The sequence below is a fragment of the Acinetobacter sp. ANC 4862 genome, assembly GCF_004336635.1.
Taxonomy (GTDB): domain Bacteria; phylum Pseudomonadota; class Gammaproteobacteria; order Pseudomonadales; family Moraxellaceae; genus Acinetobacter.
Genome location: NZ_SJXH01000049.1, coordinates 1 through 17,215 on the forward strand (window position 1 = coordinate 1; position 17,215 = coordinate 17,215).

The 17,215-nt window shown below is 38.7% G+C and carries 16 protein-coding genes; 7 read left to right on the top strand and 9 right to left on the bottom strand.

The window, feature by feature from the left end; translation table 11 throughout:
* Nucleotides 1-417: 417 nt before the first annotated feature.
* On the bottom strand, nucleotides 418-987 hold the full coding sequence (locus E0409_RS15210; protein WP_131292205.1) for a peptidylprolyl isomerase: 570 nt from the start codon (nucleotides 985-987) through the stop codon (nucleotides 418-420).
* Nucleotides 988-1,089: 102 nt separating this feature from the next.
* Between E0409_RS15210 and E0409_RS15215 the strand changes: the two genes are divergently transcribed.
* Entirely contained in the window at nucleotides 1,090-1,758 is a 669-nt protein-coding gene (locus E0409_RS15215) for an acetoacetate decarboxylase family protein (RefSeq protein WP_131292207.1), read from the top strand.
* A gap of 56 nt (nucleotides 1,759-1,814) precedes the next feature.
* Here the strand turns inward: E0409_RS15215 and E0409_RS15220 are convergent, their stop codons facing one another.
* A complete protein-coding gene (locus E0409_RS15220; RefSeq protein WP_131292209.1) occupies nucleotides 1,815-2,885 on the bottom strand; it encodes an alpha/beta hydrolase in 1,071 nt (356 codons plus the stop codon).
* Between the two features lie 199 nt (nucleotides 2,886-3,084).
* Between E0409_RS15220 and E0409_RS17010 the strand changes: the two genes are divergently transcribed.
* The gene (locus E0409_RS17010; RefSeq protein WP_353682212.1) at nucleotides 3,085-3,324 is read left to right on the top strand and encodes a hypothetical protein; all 240 of its coding nucleotides are present in this window, start codon (nucleotides 3,085-3,087) and stop codon (nucleotides 3,322-3,324) included.
* 523 nt (nucleotides 3,325-3,847) lie between these two features.
* On the opposite strand, the gene E0409_RS15230 is transcribed toward E0409_RS17010, so the two are convergent.
* Nucleotides 3,848-4,060 (bottom strand): hypothetical protein, encoded by a 213-nt coding sequence (locus tag E0409_RS15230; protein WP_131292211.1) that lies wholly within the window; start codon nucleotides 4,058-4,060, stop codon nucleotides 3,848-3,850.
* Between the two features lie 295 nt (nucleotides 4,061-4,355).
* On the opposite strand from E0409_RS15230, the gene grpE reads away from it, so the two are divergent.
* From grpE to E0409_RS15250, 4 genes are all read left to right on the top strand, one after another.
* On the top strand, nucleotides 4,356-4,904 hold the full coding sequence (gene grpE / locus E0409_RS15235; RefSeq protein ID WP_131292230.1) for a nucleotide exchange factor GrpE: 549 nt from the start codon (nucleotides 4,356-4,358) through the stop codon (nucleotides 4,902-4,904).
* 122 nt (nucleotides 4,905-5,026) lie between these two features.
* Nucleotides 5,027-6,970, top strand: coding sequence for a molecular chaperone DnaK (gene dnaK / locus E0409_RS15240; RefSeq protein WP_131292213.1), 1,944 nt, complete (start codon nucleotides 5,027-5,029; stop codon nucleotides 6,968-6,970).
* A gap of 130 nt (nucleotides 6,971-7,100) precedes the next feature.
* Nucleotides 7,101-8,012, top strand: coding sequence for a matrixin family metalloprotease (locus tag E0409_RS15245; RefSeq protein WP_131292215.1), 912 nt, complete (start codon nucleotides 7,101-7,103; stop codon nucleotides 8,010-8,012).
* A gap of 120 nt (nucleotides 8,013-8,132) precedes the next feature.
* Nucleotides 8,133-8,510, top strand: coding sequence for a hypothetical protein (locus E0409_RS15250; RefSeq protein WP_131271949.1), 378 nt, complete (start codon nucleotides 8,133-8,135; stop codon nucleotides 8,508-8,510).
* Between the two features lie 90 nt (nucleotides 8,511-8,600).
* Here the strand turns inward: E0409_RS15250 and E0409_RS15255 are convergent.
* The 5 genes from E0409_RS15255 to E0409_RS15275 form a co-directional block, all read right to left on the bottom strand.
* Nucleotides 8,601-9,979 (bottom strand): IS3 family transposase gene (locus E0409_RS15255; RefSeq protein WP_131292217.1). Its coding sequence is split into 2 segments (ribosomal slippage): nucleotides 8,601-9,505 and nucleotides 9,505-9,979, totalling 1,380 coding nucleotides; the frame shifts between segments, so codons are not numbered across the junction.
* Between the two features lie 71 nt (nucleotides 9,980-10,050).
* Entirely contained in the window at nucleotides 10,051-10,386 is a 336-nt protein-coding gene (gene erpA, locus E0409_RS15260; RefSeq protein ID WP_131292219.1) for an iron-sulfur cluster insertion protein ErpA, read from the bottom strand.
* 117 nt (nucleotides 10,387-10,503) lie between these two features.
* Nucleotides 10,504-11,514 (bottom strand): putative solute-binding protein, encoded by a 1,011-nt coding sequence (locus E0409_RS15265; protein ID WP_165541350.1) that lies wholly within the window; start codon nucleotides 11,512-11,514, stop codon nucleotides 10,504-10,506.
* A 275-nt stretch (nucleotides 11,515-11,789) separates the two neighbouring features.
* The gene (locus tag E0409_RS15270; RefSeq protein ID WP_131292224.1) at nucleotides 11,790-12,800 is read right to left on the bottom strand and encodes a putative solute-binding protein; all 1,011 of its coding nucleotides are present in this window, start codon (nucleotides 12,798-12,800) and stop codon (nucleotides 11,790-11,792) included.
* A gap of 234 nt (nucleotides 12,801-13,034) precedes the next feature.
* Entirely contained in the window at nucleotides 13,035-14,042 is a 1,008-nt protein-coding gene (locus tag E0409_RS15275; protein WP_131292226.1) for a putative solute-binding protein, read from the bottom strand.
* 212 nt (nucleotides 14,043-14,254) lie between these two features.
* On the opposite strand from E0409_RS15275, the gene E0409_RS15280 reads away from it, so the two are divergent.
* Nucleotides 14,255-16,189, top strand: coding sequence for an ATP-binding cassette domain-containing protein (locus E0409_RS15280; RefSeq protein WP_131292228.1), 1,935 nt, complete (start codon nucleotides 14,255-14,257; stop codon nucleotides 16,187-16,189).
* 339 nt (nucleotides 16,190-16,528) lie between these two features.
* Here E0409_RS15280 and E0409_RS15285 read toward each other — a convergent pair whose 3' ends face one another.
* Nucleotides 16,529-16,897 (bottom strand): hypothetical protein, encoded by a 369-nt coding sequence (locus tag E0409_RS15285; protein WP_131292232.1) that lies wholly within the window; start codon nucleotides 16,895-16,897, stop codon nucleotides 16,529-16,531.
* Between the last annotated feature and the right edge of the window lie 318 nt (nucleotides 16,898-17,215).

Sequence of the window (17,215 nt, forward strand, 5' to 3'; positions counted from 1 at the left end):
TTAGTGCCTTAAAGGGCACCAATCTTGGCTCATCAATTTTCTGACAAATATTTCTCAAATAAACTTCGAGTAATTTCTACCATCAATCAATGAAAATAATTTCGATCGATCAACCAGTAAAAATCCACACAAGTTGTTCTTCATAATCTCTTAATGATCTTCTTGCTCTTCGTCAGAGACAAGCTCAACGCAATAAATGCTAACAACTTAACTTGATCGGCTAAGTTCGTTTGCTGTATCGCGTTGGTATGAGCTCATTATAGGGCAATTTCGTACACGTGCAAGGGCTTTTGACTGATTGCTATATTGAGTGTTGCATTTTTATGCACTATTTTGGTTCAAAATTATACTAAAAATTAGTTAAGCACATAATTATAAAGCATAAATATGACTAAAATATTTCTGCTTTAATTTGTATTAGTTTTTCTCGGGTGCTGCTTTAACAGTCACACTGATGATTTTCACTGCTTGCTTTGGTACATTTTGATGCATTCCAAAGTTTGCAGTCGGAACTTTCGTGATTTTATCGACTACATCCATTCCTTTAATGACTTTACCAAACACGGCATAACCCGCATTCATCTGGCTTTTATTTAGAAAGTCGTTATCTACAGTATTAATAAAGAATTGGCTGCTTGCTGAATTAGGACTGTTGGTACGTGCCATCGCCAAAGTGCCACGGGTATTTTTCAAACCATTATATGATTCATTTTGAATTGGAGCTTTAGTTTGCTTCTCCACCATGTTGGCATCCATTCCGCCACCCTGAATCATGAAGCCTGGAATCACGCGATGAAAAATGGTGCCGTTATAAAAGTTATCCTTTATATAGCTTTCAAAATTTTTCGCTGAAATAGGTGCTTTATCATTAAAGAGCTCTATTTCAATATTTCCCATGGAGGTTTTCATTTCTACAATCGAGTTTGCAGCGATCGCTTGTAAACTGATAAAGGCAGCACCGATAGCGAATAATGTCTGTTTTAACATTTCTTTACTCTTCTACTTCAAGTTGTAATTGTCAATTTCTATATATTAATCGTTCACTATAAATAAAACAGCATCTCTTTTTGAGATAAAACGAGAATGACAATGAGTGAAGAATTAACCACTACAACTTTTCATCACCATCCACCTTGGAATTTACTGGGTGATGCCTTTATTTTGAACTATTGGTTAACGCCAAACTTTATTAAATGCAATCAAGCTTTCCATCTTGCTCCCTCCCCGATTGGACGAGTTATACAGGTTATATTGGTTCGTTATCATGAATCTCCAGTGGGGCCTTATGATGAGCTTCTGATTTTAGATCATCCTTTAATGAGTAAAAGACGTTTATCTTCAATTCCTAAAATTTACGTGTCTACCGAAACTTCTGTGGTTCATGGTCAACATTTTTGGGGAATTCCGAAACAATTGGCTCAATTTGAATGGTTGATGAAAGATGATGTGGTGTATTGCAACGTTTCATTTGATCAGCAAGAAATGATTTTGTGCTTGCAAAAGTACAAACATAGTCAGGCTTTCTATATTAATAGCCATCATTTACCTGCACGACTACTCAACATTCATCAGACCTGGCAAGGTTTGAATTATCAATTCAGCCCGCAATTTCGTGGCAAGCTATGTAAACTCAAACAAGCCTCCTGGAAAAATACGCTGGATGTCTTTCCAGATTTTTCTCAAGCCAAATGTTTACAGAGTTTTTACGTTCCCGAATTTAGACTCACACTACCTGTAGCCAGGATTGAGCAAAAATAAAAAGGTGTTTCACGTGAAACACCTTCTTTATAGACAGTCGAATTTATTAAAAAAGCTTAAGCATGTTTATCCCAAAACTTTCTATAGTTTTTACTGATTTCAATCACGTACTTTTTAGCCCGATAAGAAATTGGGGTTAGATTGACAAAACCATGGGCTTGATCACTGTATTCCTGATAATGCACTTTCACACCACGATGACGTAACTTGTAGGCATAAATTTCACCTTCATCATGTAATACATCATGACCCGCGGTAATCACAAACGCAGGAGCTAATTTGTCATGTTGGCCGTAGGTCGGTGAAATAATCGGATCATCCAATTCAACTTGATGAGTTTCTGCATAATAGTGCGTTACAAAGTCGACATCCGTCCCTGTTAAAACCAGACCTTCTTTATAGGCATGGAACGATGGATGACGGCTTTTAAAATCTACCGCAGGATAGAGCAGTAATTGCGCTTGCGGTGCATAAACTTTGTTGACACTAAGCTGGGCAACGACTGCACTAATATTGCCGCCTGCACTATCGCCTGCCACAGAAATTCTATTTTTTAAGATTTTAAGCTGTTTTCTGTTTTGATATACCCATGCCAGTGCATCTTCACAGGTTTGTATCAGTTTTGTCGGGCTGGCTTCTGGCGCTAAGGGATAGTCAATACTCAGTACCTGAACCTTCGCATAGACCGCAAGTAAACGACAAACCTCATCATGAGAGTCCAGGCTCCCCACCACAAAACCACCGCCATGATAAAACACCACCATGGGAAGTTTTTTACTTGGTGCAGGATGATAGTGTCGCGCGAAGATGGTGCCACTATGTAAAGGGAGTCGTAAATCTTCAACACGATTTACTGGGGTCGGTTTACTCTTAATCGCCTGCATTTGTAGATCAAAGGTTTTACGCGCGTGGATAACATCCTCACCGATGAAACCACTATTCCCTTGTATTAACTGTGCCGCCATCATGCATTGAATTAAAGGGTCAAGTTCAGGATATTCATGGGGATATCTTAAAATTTTAGCTAAAGACTTTTGCGCAAAACTCGGCAATCGATCTAAGGTACGTGCTGCAGTACCTTGCCCTTTGTCTATCATCGTCTGTAGCGTTCGATTAAAAGCAACCATAAATACACTTTCCTTTTATTATATTCTTCACATTTTCTACATGATCAGCCGATAAGTGACCATAATCTTATATAAGTCTAATCATCTGTATACACAGTAAAAACATTCCTACGCTAATCTTCTTTTTATAGCTTGTCATTGACAATTTCCATGTATATTTCGGAGTGTTTTGCTACTCCTTAAAAGAAGGATGTAAGCCATGACTAAAAAACTGATTATACTCTCTTTAGCGACTATATTTTTAGCTGTAGGCTGTGTCGCATTTCCAGAAGATGGCGGTTATTACAATGGTGGTTATGATTATCGCTATGACCGTCGTTATGATCGAGATTATGATAATCGATATGACCGAGAACGGGATCGTCAACGTTGGGAATATCAACAGCGTCAAAACCACTTGGAGTTAGAACGGAAAAAACGTGAACTTGAACGTCACTAGTGGGAACAGAATCGGCAAAAACAGTCGGATTGGGAGCGTAAAAAACGTGAACAACAGCATCAATTAGAACAGCGTAAGAGAGCTGCTGAACAAAATCGAAATAACCAATCCAATTGGGATCAAAAAAAGCGTGAACTTGAACACCAACGCTCGGAACAACAGCGTAAAAAGGCCGATGTACAACATCATCAAAAAATGCAAAAGCAAAGTAAATCTCAAGAAAGACGTTGGGAGGATCATCGTCGTGATACTGATAAGCGAGTTGATGATCGTCGCAATAATTAAAATTCTTTATCTGCTCAATGCCCTTTCCAACAAAGGGTATTTTTTTGATTTTATAAAAATCATGATTATCAAAATTTAATACTGTAAGGATTTAACCGTTATTCAACAGCAAAACTATAGCTAAACAGATATATAGGAGCAGTGATTAAGGATAGCTTGCTTTATTTTAGGCAAAAAAAAAGCTTACCCATAGGTTGGGTAAGCCTAGAAAACACATTTCAAAAATACCAAGAAGAAACTACAGCGATAGAATCTGGGTGAAATAATAATCAGCCTGTGCTTTTTTGTAAAATAGATAATTTATTTCATAATGATCGTTTTTAAGTATAAGTTGGATATTACCCATCACCACATTAGCCGTCTTTGTATTTTCTTTCTCTGTTCCTATCTTATTCCTAACTCCCATCTTCCATACAAACTGAGCTAGAGCAACAAAACTTGATTGTTCCATTAACTGATAATCAAGCTCTCACAATAAGCAGCTTTGTTGTTTTATCCCCTAGCTCAATTTTGAGCATAAAGAACCTTATAATTTTTGCCTGAATGTTCGAAAAACCAGGTTTTTTGATAATTTTAATCAAATTAAACAGATTTAATTGATTGTCTCGCTTGAATTTTTATCGCCTGCCCCGACCTTTGTATTAATCATGAATTTTATCACTCATGGCAGTTCAGGATTAACCCAGTTAGCACTGAAGCCAAAAGGACTGTACATGTTTAAGAACCCATTTAAACGGAGTAAATCTATGGCAGCTGAGCAAAACGAACAAGCTCAAGATCTAGGGCAAGAGCAAGCTGATCAACAAACAGTACAAACTCAAGCTGAAACGGAGCAAGCTGAAGTTTCAGTTGAAGATTTACAAGCCCAGATCACGAATCTGACAGAAAGTTTAAAACTTGAAAAAGCACGTACAGCCAATGCGGTATATGAAGCGCAAAAAAGCGTGGAACGCATTCAACGTGATGCTGAAAAGCATAAAGAAACTGTGATTGAAAAATTCGCCAAAGAATTACTCGACACCGTCGATAATTTAGAACGTGCCATTCAAGCTGCGGGTGATACTGAATCTCCATTACTTGAAGGTGTGCAACTTACTTTGAAATCACTGCTCACCACACTCGAAAAATTCGGTGTAGTCGAAGTGAATATGAGTAACGGTTTCAATGCAGACTTGCATCAAGCAGTGGGTATCGCACCTGATGTTAAAGCAGGTGAAATTGGTACTGTATTGCAAAAAGGTTATACCTTGTCGAACCGTTTGCTTCGCCCAGCAATGGTCTTGGTCGGTCAATAAGGTAAAGAAATTCGAGAGTTTTTCACTTTTTTTAATGAAATAAACTTGAAAAATTTTGAATGGCTCTCATATCGGATAACAAGCAAAAGCATTGCAAAAAATAATTTTGAGGAAGCATCCAAATGGCTAAAATCATTGGTATTGATTTAGGTACTACAAACTCTTGCGTAGCAGTACTTGAAGGCGACAAAGTTAAAGTTATCGACAACGCTGAAGGCGCTCGTACAACCCCATCTATTATTGCCTATAAAGATGGCGAAATTCTTGTGGGCCAATCTGCGAAACGTCAAGCGGTAACCAACCCTAAAAACACATTATTCGCGATCAAACGTTTGATCGGTCGTAAGTACCAAGACCAAGCGGTTCAAAAAGATATCGGTCTTGTACCTTACAAAATCATTCAAGCAGACAATGGCGATGCTTGGGTTGATGTAAACGATAAAAAATTGGCACCACAACAAGTTTCTGCTGAAATCTTGAAAAAGATGAAAAAAACTGCAGAAGATTATTTGGGTGAAACTGTTACAGAAGCGGTCATTACTGTTCCTGCTTACTTCAATGATGCACAACGTCAAGCAACTAAAGATGCAGGTCGAATTGCCGGTCTTGATGTTAAACGTATCATCAACGAACCAACTGCTGCTGCGCTTGCGTTCGGTATGGATAAAAAAGAAGGCGACCGTAAAATCGCGGTTTACGACTTGGGTGGTGGTACTTTCGACGTATCAATCATTGAAATCGCTGACCTAGATGGCGACCAACAAATCGAAGTATTGTCGACTAACGGTGATACTTTCTTGGGTGGTGAAGACTTCGATAACGCTTTAATTGAATACTTGGTTGAAGAATTCAAGAAAGAACAAAGCGTGAACTTGAAACAAGATCCACTTGCGTTACAACGTTTGAAAGAAGCTGCTGAAAAAGCAAAAATCGAGCTTTCTTCTTCTAACGCAACTGAAATCAACCTTCCGTACATCACTGCTGATGCGACTGGTCCTAAACACTTGGTGATCAACGTAACTCGTTCAAAACTTGAAGGTTTAGTTGCTGATTTAGTTGCTCGCACGATTGAGCCTTGCCGTATTGCGCTTAAAGATGCTGGTCTTTCAACAAGCGAAATCTCTGACGTAATCTTGGTGGGTGGTCAGTCTCGTATGCCACTTGTACAACAAAAAGTACAAGAATTCTTCGGTCGCGAGCCACGTAAAGACGTGAACCCTGACGAAGCGGTAGCAATGGGTGCTGCGATTCAAGGTGCTGTACTTTCAGGTGACAAAACTGACGTATTGCTTCTAGACGTAACTCCATTGACTCTTGGTATTGAGACTATGGGCGGCGTGTTAACAGCAATCATCGAGAAAAACACTACGATTCCTGCGAAGAAATCTCAAGTGTTCTCAACTGCTGCTGACAACCAGCCAGCTGTAGACATTTCTGTGTTCCAAGGTGAACGTAAAATGGCTCAGCAAAACAAACTGTTGGGTAACTTCCAATTAGGTGACATCCCACCTGCTCCACGTGGTGTGCCACAAATTGAAGTATCGTTCGACATCAACGCTGATGGTATCTTGAAAGTGTCTGCGAAAGACAAGAGCACTGGTAAAGAACAATCAATTCAAATTAAAGCAAACTCTGGTTTGAGCGATGCTGAAATTGAAGCGATGATTAAAGATGCTGAAGCGAATGCTGAAGAAGACCGTAAGTTCGAAGAACTTGCAAAAGCTCGTAACGAAGCAGATGCACTTGTTTCTAGCGCGCAAAAAGCTGTGAAAGATCTTGGCGAACAAGTGACTGCAGATGAAAAAACTGCAATTGAAACTGCGGTTTCAGAGCTTGAAGCTTCAACTAAAGAAAATGACGTTGAAGAAATTAAAGCGAAGACTGAAGCGCTTCAAAACATCATCATGCCGATTAGCCAACGTGCTTATGAAGCTGCACAAGGCGCTCAAGGTGGTGCTGAAGGTTTTGATCCAAATGCATTCCAAGGTGATGCAGGTCAATCTCAAAAAGCGGACGATGGCGTTGTAGATGCTGAGTTCACTGAAGTTAAAGATGACAAAAAATAATTTGTCGCTTTAATTTGGCTCGAAAGAGTTAAAAAAACCGCGCGAAAGCGCGGTTTTTTTATGTTTAAAAAGATAGGATTAGATGAAATTTTCAGCTACATTAATTTAAAAATAATGATTTTAAAATGCTATGCGTGCTCTCTTCTTTGCCATCGGGGCTTTATTGTTCATTTGGTTATTCTTTCCATCGCAACAGGATAATAAGCAACAACATCGTACAGTCACAGATAAAATACTTCATCCTTTTGATTCAAGTGTGCGATTTCGCTTAGGCGACGTCGACCCACGATTTGGTATGAGCCAAGCAGAACTGATTCAACTCTGTAAAGATGCCATCGGCATTTGGCAGCAAGGCTCAGAAAAACCGCTGCTGGTGTATGATCCAAAAGCAAAATTAACGATTAATTTGATCTATGACCAACGCCAAGCTGACCATAAAGCACATAAAACAAGCCAACAACTTTTGGAGACAGCTCAAAATGTAAATCAACGGATTTCAGAGAATTTAGGCCATCGCTATACCTACCTAGAACAACGCCATCAACAACTGCAAGCCCAGCGAGATCAATTATCCAAGGACGTTGAACAACTCAATCAACAACGCATAAGTTGGATGCGTATTGAAAATGAAAATGGTCCAAACCGACAGCGCATCGAACAACAATATCAGCAATTGAAAGCCCAAGCACAACAATTAGACCACGATATTACTGAGCTTAAAGATCAAAATAACCAATATAATCAACAAGTCGAGCAGCACAATCAAAATATTGATACCTACAATATCAATGTAAATCATCTCAATCAACGCTTCCCAGCACGCGAATTTCACAAAGGCATATACAATGGAAAGCGCATTGAAATTTATCAATTTGATACAATGGATGATTTACGTCTAACCATTGCACACGAGTTAGGACATGCCTTAGGCTTAGAACACAATCAAGATCCTCAGGCGCTGATGTACCCTGTCATGAAAGATCAACAGCTGCAAAATTTCAGATTATCGGCAGCAGATTTAGCCTTATTGCAGGCACGTTAAGCCACAACCGAGATACAATGCAAAAATCCCTTACTTTGTATAAGTATATGCATGGCAATAGAACGGAAATCAGGCTGATTTCATGTTATTGTGATGGGAAGAAATGACAACATAAAATCTCTGGAGACGCGTGTGAGTTACTACCATATTCTGATTGAAATGAATGATCACATTAGTACAATTGAGCAAACACGTGAGATTGAAATCTTTGATATTATTGAGATTCAACCTTACCTGCATTCTATTTTATTGCCATTTTTAAACGAACAACTGATCGAGCTGGAAGATGAAAATATTGAGTTTAAAGATATTCTGCATTTAGAAATAAAACAGACTTTATTACCCATTCAGCATTTGATTGAAGAAGAACAACGCTTACTTCCAAGCGATACAGATGTAACCATTACAGCGCATGAAATTTTTAACAATCGTGATTTAAGCCAAGATGTGACGACGGTTATTTTCGATATTTTAGAAGCCGCTAAATTAGAACCATAATTTTTAATGAGGTTCTAACACAATAATAAATTCTATTTTTAATAAAAAAGCCCTCCACATTGATCTGACCCCCAAAAGTTAGACAGTAAGTTAGGCAATTTCTAAGGACTGATTTCTGTATTCTACAGGGGTCAGTCCTTTCAATTTAACCTTGATTCTTTCATGATTGTAATAGTGAATATATTCTTTCACTTTTTGCTCCAATTCATCAACTGATTTAAATTCTTCTCCATAGAAACATTCAGATTTAAGTATTCCAAAGAAGCTCTCCATAGCAGCATTATCTAAACAATTCCCCTTACGTGACATACTTTGGGTGAGCCCTCGTTCTGCTAACTGTTTCTGGTAAAATCTCATTTGATATTGCCAACCTTGATCAGAATGGATCATTGGCTTCTCATTTAGGTTGAGTGTCTCTATAGCCTCTTTAAGCATATCTTTGACTAGTCCGAATACTGGTCTACGTTCCATTTGAAATGCAATAATTTCACCGTTAAATAAGTCCATGACGGGAGATAGGTAAAGCTTGTCCCCCCGAATATTAAATTCAGTCACATCAGTAACCCATTTTTGATTAGGTCGCTCAGCCTTGAATTGACGCTGCAATACATTGTTTGCAATTTTACCTACTTGCCCTTTATACGAACGGTATTTCACAACCCTAATACGTGATTTAAGCTTCATAGATATCATCAATCGCTGTACACACTTATGGTTCACGATCAAACCTGTATTTCTCAATGCAAGCGTAATCCTGCGATACCCATAACGCCCTTTATGCTGATGATAGATCACTTTGATTTGCTGTTTTAAATCACTGTATTTATCATTGATTTTTGATGATTTCTGATGATAAAAATAGGTACTACGCGCCATCTTGGCTGCACATAGCACATGCTTTAGTGGGTAGTTTTGCCTTAATTCAGATATGAATCTTGCAGTCGTTGCTGTTCGACTTTTTCCTGTTCTTTCTGCTTCTGAATCAAGGCTCTCCGCTTTTTTAGGAAAGCAACTTCAGCACGTAGATATGCCAACTCCTCAAGCAGTTCCTCATGGGTTTTATCCTGATCTGCTTGAGTATATTGAGCTCTCGTTATCTTTGGCTTTAGCATGCTTTTGGGTCGTCCTCTAGCTTTTGGTTTCAAGCCATCTATACCGTTTTCTTTATATTTTTTCAACCAATCTCTTAACGTGCTTGTTTCTTTAATATGAAAGCGTTGCATCGTTTCTCTTAATGAAGCTCCTTCCTCACATATTGCTTTAACAACTTGATATTTAAATTCAACCGTAAAAGTTGTTTTAGATCTTCTGAGTTCTAAGCCTGCCATGCCATAAAGTTTAAATGCTTTACTCCACTTTTGAACATCTGATCTATGAACATTAAAAATTTGACCTGTTACAGAGTCGCCATGACCAGACAAGTAATGCTCCACAACTTTTAATTTAAATTCTTGAGAATATTTAGCCATAAAGCACCCTTCAAATTAGACTAAGAGTGTCCAACTTTCGGGGTGCAGATTACATAAGGAGGGCTTTTTTATTAAATAGAGAAAGATGAACCACAGCCACAGGTTGTGGTTGCATTTGGGTTTTGAACCACAAAACGTGAACCTTCTAAACCTTCAATATAATCGACTTCTGAACCGACAAGATATTGATAGCTTAAAGAATCAACCAGCATTTTTACGTCGCCATTGACAAATTCAGCATCATCTTCATTCATGCTTTCAGCGAAGTTAAAGCCGTAAGAGAAACCAGAACAACCGCCACCTGTAACATAAACGCGTAACATTAATTCTTGGTTGCCTTCACTATCACGCAATTGGCGTACTTTATTCGCAGCATTGTCGGTCAGCACCAGAGCTTGGGCATTCATGTTGGATTCCTCTGTTCAATTCAGTTGTCTTTAAAAGATAAAGACCATATTTCAAGTATAGCATACCCAATATATGGTCTTTATTTGAAGATTTAAAGTTAAATCTGAGTATTTTTCTCAAGATTGTTTGTAGTTCTCATCTTGAAGGCTACATTCAAAATTCTTTGGATCTTCCTTACAACGGAATTGCCATAACAATTTCATCATACGTCTATCATATACACCACGTTTGGTTAAATCGACACGCGATTCGCGCATCAATTTTTGATAGCCTGGCTTATCCACTGCAGGAATCTGCATCCAATATTTTTGTGGAATATCAGCTTTCATTTTCCCCAAAATACCAAATGCACGCGGTAACTGACCTCTCACCCATTCACGTGATTTTTGTCCATAACCTTCCGGGAATTTATCTGGACGGATAATAATATTACCGGTCACTTGTAGAATTGGATAATTCACAATCGCGCCTTTACTCCCTAAACCTTTGTGTAATTCTAGCGGTTTAAATACAGCTGCCGGTGCACCAATAATATCGACCTGACCATTGTTAAATTTAGCTCCAAAATTGGTGACATCCGCACTCACCGCCTGTGCACCAATTTGCTGAACCATAATTTTTTGCGCTTCATCATAATCTAGTACTGCAATTTTTTTACCTGCAGCTTTAGCGACCGTGTTAATGCTACGGTCATTCACCATTAAAAAAGCATCACCGACGGGAATGACACCCACCACTTCATATTTGCCCCGCACCATATGTTTGGCAAAAGTCGGGCTGGCTAAACCTTGCATCACTTTAACCGCAAGTTTTAAATCAGGAATTGCACCAATGGCATCTAAAGAGCCGGTAAAATCGTTGAACTGACGACCACGCATTCCTGTGACACTAATCCCATCACATTTACCTGCTTTAAAGTCTTCAGCAATAACTGCTTCGTTTTGGCCAACACGCAATTCAATATCCGCACCCCAATTTTTGGCTGCTAACTGGTAATCTTTCATCAGGGTAAACACATCACCACTTTTACCGACCAAATCGAATACGCAGATCACTTGTTTTGCTTGGCTAACACCGGTTACAGCACACAGACTTACACCCAGTAACAGCGCTTTAGACCATTGCATCATGACTTTTTCTTCCTTGTGTCTTTGTTTTCATTCAGTCGAATGACTGAATCTTTTTGAGTTTTTATTTATTACTAATCACAAGCTTTCTATGCTTGTTTTTTTATTACTAATCACAAGCTTTCTATGCTTGTTTTCATTTTTATGACAAAAATTTTATATCATTATTTTTTTAAGATTACGCCTTTTTTGACTGACAACAATGGCAAAAATGACATATTCAACTCGACAAAAAAGCCTAGAGTTAATCTAGGCTTTTTTCTTTAAAATCAAAGTTATTCACCACCAAGTGAACATTCAAAATTCGCCTTATCGACAGAACAGCGTGCTTTTTTCAATACCGTCATCATGCTGGCATCATAAACTCCACGTTTAGTCATATCCATACGACCATCACGTAACATTTTTTGATATTTGGTTTTATCTTCTGCAGTTAGGTTCATTTTAAACTTGGCTGGAATACTGGCTTCAAGACGATCAATCATCGCAAAACTTTTTGGCAAGTGTTTCACGAACCAATCACGCGATTTTTGTCCAAAACCCGCAGGGAACTGATCCGGACGGATAACAAAATCCGATGTCACTTGAAGTACAGGGAAATTGAACATTGCGCCATTTGCACCTAAACCTTTATAGATTTCTAAAGGTTTGTAGGCATAGGCAGGTGCCCCCACCATATCGACCTGACCATTATTGAATTTCGCCACAAAGTTCGATACATCTGAAATCACGGCTTGTGCCCCTACCCGTTGCACCATAATTTTTTGCGCATCGTCATAACCCAATACTGCAAATTTTTTGCCTGCGGCTTTTTCAATGGAATCAATACTCTTATCACGTACAAAAATAAAAGCTGAACCTAAAGGTGCAATACCCGCAACCTCATATTTGTTACCGCTTAAATTGCTGACCATTTTCGGTGCATTACGTTTGTCCAAAGCAAAAGTAATCGCACGCTGAGCAATAGCATTGCTGGGTGCACCCCCTAAAGCATCAATAGAACCGACAAATTTATTGTATTGACGTGCACGCATTGCCGTCATAAAAACACCATCACATTTGCCTGCTTTAAAATCATTATCAGCAACAGCCTCGTCTTGGCGTGGAATTAAATTAATATCGGCTCCCCATCCTTTGGCAGCCAGCGCCCATTCCTGCGCCATTTGATAAGACTCACCAGATTTACCCAGTAAATCGAATACACAAACATTCACCTTTTCTGCTTGTGCAGTTGTCGCTAAACCAAGAGCAGAAAATGCAGCTAATGCGAGAATCGTTTTTTTCATTGTAGTGGTCCTTTTCAGAATCTTGTTGTTTGATGAGGGTCCATTCATGGCACAAATTTTATGCAAGTTTATTAAAAATAAATAGAGCATTTACTTCATTTATTTTCAAATTAAATGTCAGTTGACTTATATTCTTTAAAATTAATAATAAAATCATAAATTTACTTAAAAAATGATTTTATCTATCATTTAGAAAATTTTAGATATTTTACAAATTACTACACAACACTCGAGTTATTCACCACTTAAAGAACACTCAAAATTGGTTCGCTCCACAGTACAACGGGCTTTTTTCAATACAGTCATCATGGCCGGCTCATAAATTCCTTGCTTGGTTAAATCAATTCGTCCTTCGCGCAGAATTTTTTGATATTTCACCTGGTCTTCTTTGCTTAAATTCATGCGGTATTTTGCCGGAATTTCAGCTTCCATACGTTTAACCATCGCAAAGCTTTTTGGTAATTGTTTTACGAACCAACTACGCGATTGCATGCCAAAGCCTTCGGGAAATTTATTTTTACGTATAATCAAATCGGCGGTGACATTTACCACAGGAAAATTAATCATCGCTCCTTGGGTACCTAAACCTTTATAAATTTCTAGCGGTTTAAAGGCATAAGCGGGTGCAGCAACAATTTCGACTTCAGCTTGATTAAATTTTTTGATGAAATTTGAAATCTCGGACATTACCGGAACAGCGCCAACACGCGTGACCATAATTTTTTGAGCATAATCATAATGTAATATGGCAAATTTTTTGCCTTCTGCGCGGGCTAAAGAATTAATCGAACGATCACGGACAAAAATATAAGCCGAACCAATTTGCCCAATCCCTGCCACTTCAAAAGTTTCTTTACCCATGCTAGTGATCAGACGTTTTTCATTACGTTTATCGAGCACATAGCTAATGGATTTTTGCGCAATATCGTTAGTCGGTACGCCGCCAATCGCATCAATCGAGCCAGCAAATTTATTGTAGGCACGTGCGCGCATAGAGGTCATATAAAAGGCATCACATTTCCCGGCTTTAAAGTCTTGCTCGACTTTGGCTTCATCTTGATAAGAAATAAGATTGATGTCCCCGCCCCATTGCTTGCTGCCCAAAGCCCATTCTTCAATCAGCTTATAAGATTCACCAGATTTTCCTAATAAATCAAAGACACAGACATCAGCTTTGGCATGTAATATATTGGATGTGGTTAATATGCTCAGTGCAGATAAAATCAAAAATCCTTTTTTCACGCTTGATGATCCTTATTTTTATTCATCATTTATAGAGTGCGACTATAAGCATATTTAGCGATAAAACCTAGCACAGAGCGGCAATTTTAATAATCTGCACTGTACACAAAATACACTTGAAATAATTCATCGATATAAAACAGTTTAGTTTTTTGTTTTCACGGTTGATTCCTTTAGAATACGCACACTATTCTTGTTATTTAGATATTTTAATGATTCAGTTAGATCAACTTTCTATACGTCGCAGTGGACGTGTTTTATTTCAAAAAGCATCCATGCAACTCCATCCAGGCTGGAAAATTGGTTTAACTGGTGTAAATGGCGCAGGAAAATCCACGCTATTTTCTGCACTGCTCGGTGGCATGGAATCTGATGGAGGTTCTTTAACTCGCCCTGCGGTTTGGACTGTGGCGCATATGGCGCAGGAAATCAAAGCTTTAGATATGAAAGCCATTGATTTCGTTCTATCTGGCGATGAAGAATTTTGGGAAATTCAAAATAAATTAGATCACCCGGAAAGCTTAAGCGATGATGAGCTTGCACATTTATATGGTCGTTTTGACGAAATTAATGGCTATTCTGCCCCCTCTAAAGCATCTCAATTAATGGCAGGTTTGGGTTTCTTTGAACATCAGTCGCAACTTGATGTTTCAAGTTTCTCCGGCGGTTGGCGTATGCGTCTGAACCTTGCGCGTACCTTGATGAGCCGTTCAGACCTGTTGTTACTTGATGAACCGACCAACCATTTAGACTTAGATGCCATTTTATGGTTAGAAGACTGGTTAAAAGCCTATGAAGGCACGTTGATTCTGATTTCGCATGACCGTGATTTCCTCGATGCAATTACCGATCATATTTTACATATCGAAAATCAAGAACTGATTCTTTACACAGGCAACTATTCAACATTTGAACGTACCCGTAGTGAACGTTTGGCTCAGCAACAACAAGCTTATGAAAAGCAATTAGAAACACGCGCGCATTTGCAGAAATATATCGACCGCTTTAAAGCGCAAGCAACCAAAGCAAAACAGGCGCAAAGCCGTATTAAACAACTTGAACGTATGCAAGAGTTGTCTGCAGCGCATGTGGATACACCATTTACTTTCTCATTCCGTGAACCGACTAAAATGAGTTCACCACTGCTTGAACTTGAGAATGCAGATATTGGTTATGGTGACAAACTGATTGTGACTAATGTCAGTTTACAAATCACACCCACCAGTCGTATTGGTTTACTGGGGATGAATGGTGCCGGTAAATCGACGCTGATTAAATCATTGGTGGGTGATTTACAACTGCTTCAAGGTACCCGTAAAGATTCTGAACTGTTAAATATCGGTTACTTTGCCCAGCATCAAATGGATGCTTTGGATGGTAATGCCAGCCCAATGCTGCAATTGTCACGTATTGCCGATAAAAAAATTAGTGAAGCCAGCTTGCGTTCTTTCCTCGGGAGTTTCGGTTTTAGTGGCGAACGCATGGATACCCCAAGTGAAAGTTTTTCGGGGGGGGAACGTGCCCGTTTAGCTCTTGCACTGATTGTATGGCAACGTCCAAATGTCCTGATTCTGGATGAACCGACCAACCATTTAGACTTGGATATGCGTCATGCATTAACCATGGCATTGCAAGATTTTGAAGGCGCTGTGGTGCTGGTATCGCATGAACGTCAACTGATTGCCAGTGTGTGTGATGAGCTGATTCTGGTTCATGGTGGTCAAAGCCGTGAGTTTGATGGTGATTTAACTGCCTATGCCGACTGGTTACGCCAAGCGCGTATCGACATGATGAAGTCAGGTCAACAACCTGCTGCACCTGTGAAATCTCAAGTGGAAGTTAAACCGACGATTTCTAAACTGGATAAAGAGGCACAACGTAAAGAAGCTGCTCGTCGTCGTGAACTCAGCCGCCCTGTTCGCAAGAATATTGAAAAAATTGATGCTCAGATTACCAAAACACAACCCCGTTTAGCGGAAATCGAAACATTACTCGGTGATAGCGCATTATATGAAGCAAATCGTAAAGATGATTTGTTGAAGCTCATGAACGAACAAACCGAGTTAAAAACGAAATTAGCGCAAGCTGAAGAACAAATGTTAGAGCTCATGATGGAATTGGAAGAGCTGGAAGGTGCTTTCGAATAAGCCAATCCACCACTCTTAAGCAAAACTAAAGTGATGCTTATTTTATGATCGCAGTACAATTTCAAACGTGTACTGCGATTTTTTAATTTTTCTACACAACACTTTTATAGCAATATCCCTCGCCAAGATGTCAGTGTGTTTAAATTTAAAAATCCTCATCTATTAACTTTAAATTCAAAACAGACTTTTAAATTTAAAACTTATCCACAACACATATAAAACCCACTTTAAATTTAAAATAAAAGTGTCAGTTTAGACTGTGGATAAATTATTTTTCATATCCCTATTAAACAAAAACAAACTTATCCACATTGGTATTTTCAAAGAAAATAAGACTTTTTATTCATCCTGTTGTTGCGGCTTTTTGCATTTTAAAAACCTGAGTTCGATAATTTTCCAAGCACCTTCATTGACCCATAATTCCTGAATTTTTCTCTGATCTTCCAAACCAATTAAAACCTTACAGTGCTTCAAATCTCGATCAAACTCAAACTCTTCAAATTCAATGTTGGGCTTTTGCGGTTTCCATACCCCATTTTTCACGGCATGCGCAATACGTTCATAACGGGTAAAATTGCTTTCAACTCGACCTTCCTGCTCATAAACCACCTTAAATTGCTCATGTTCATACTGAGCCAACACCTCAAAATTACCGGTAAAAAATGCATTGCTCCAAATATCCCGGATCTGTTCCAGTTGATTATCCATTGTACTAACCTCGTAATATTGCATGATGATCTCCTGTGTATACGATTCATCATGACAGAGGAATAAGTCATTTTTATAAAACCAATATGGCTAAAAGTTAATCGAATTTAAATAAAAATAGCATAAAAAAAGCACCCCGAAGGGCACTGCTGTCCCATAGTTTGATTTAAATAAAAAAACCTGAGTCCGAACAGTTAAAATATGAGTGCAAACAAACACTTTAACGACCAGGATTCAGGTTTTGTCACATCAGAATACCGTATTTCATCAGTTAATTAAACCAGTCTTACGACAAGATTTTGAACGGCTTGCTAAACA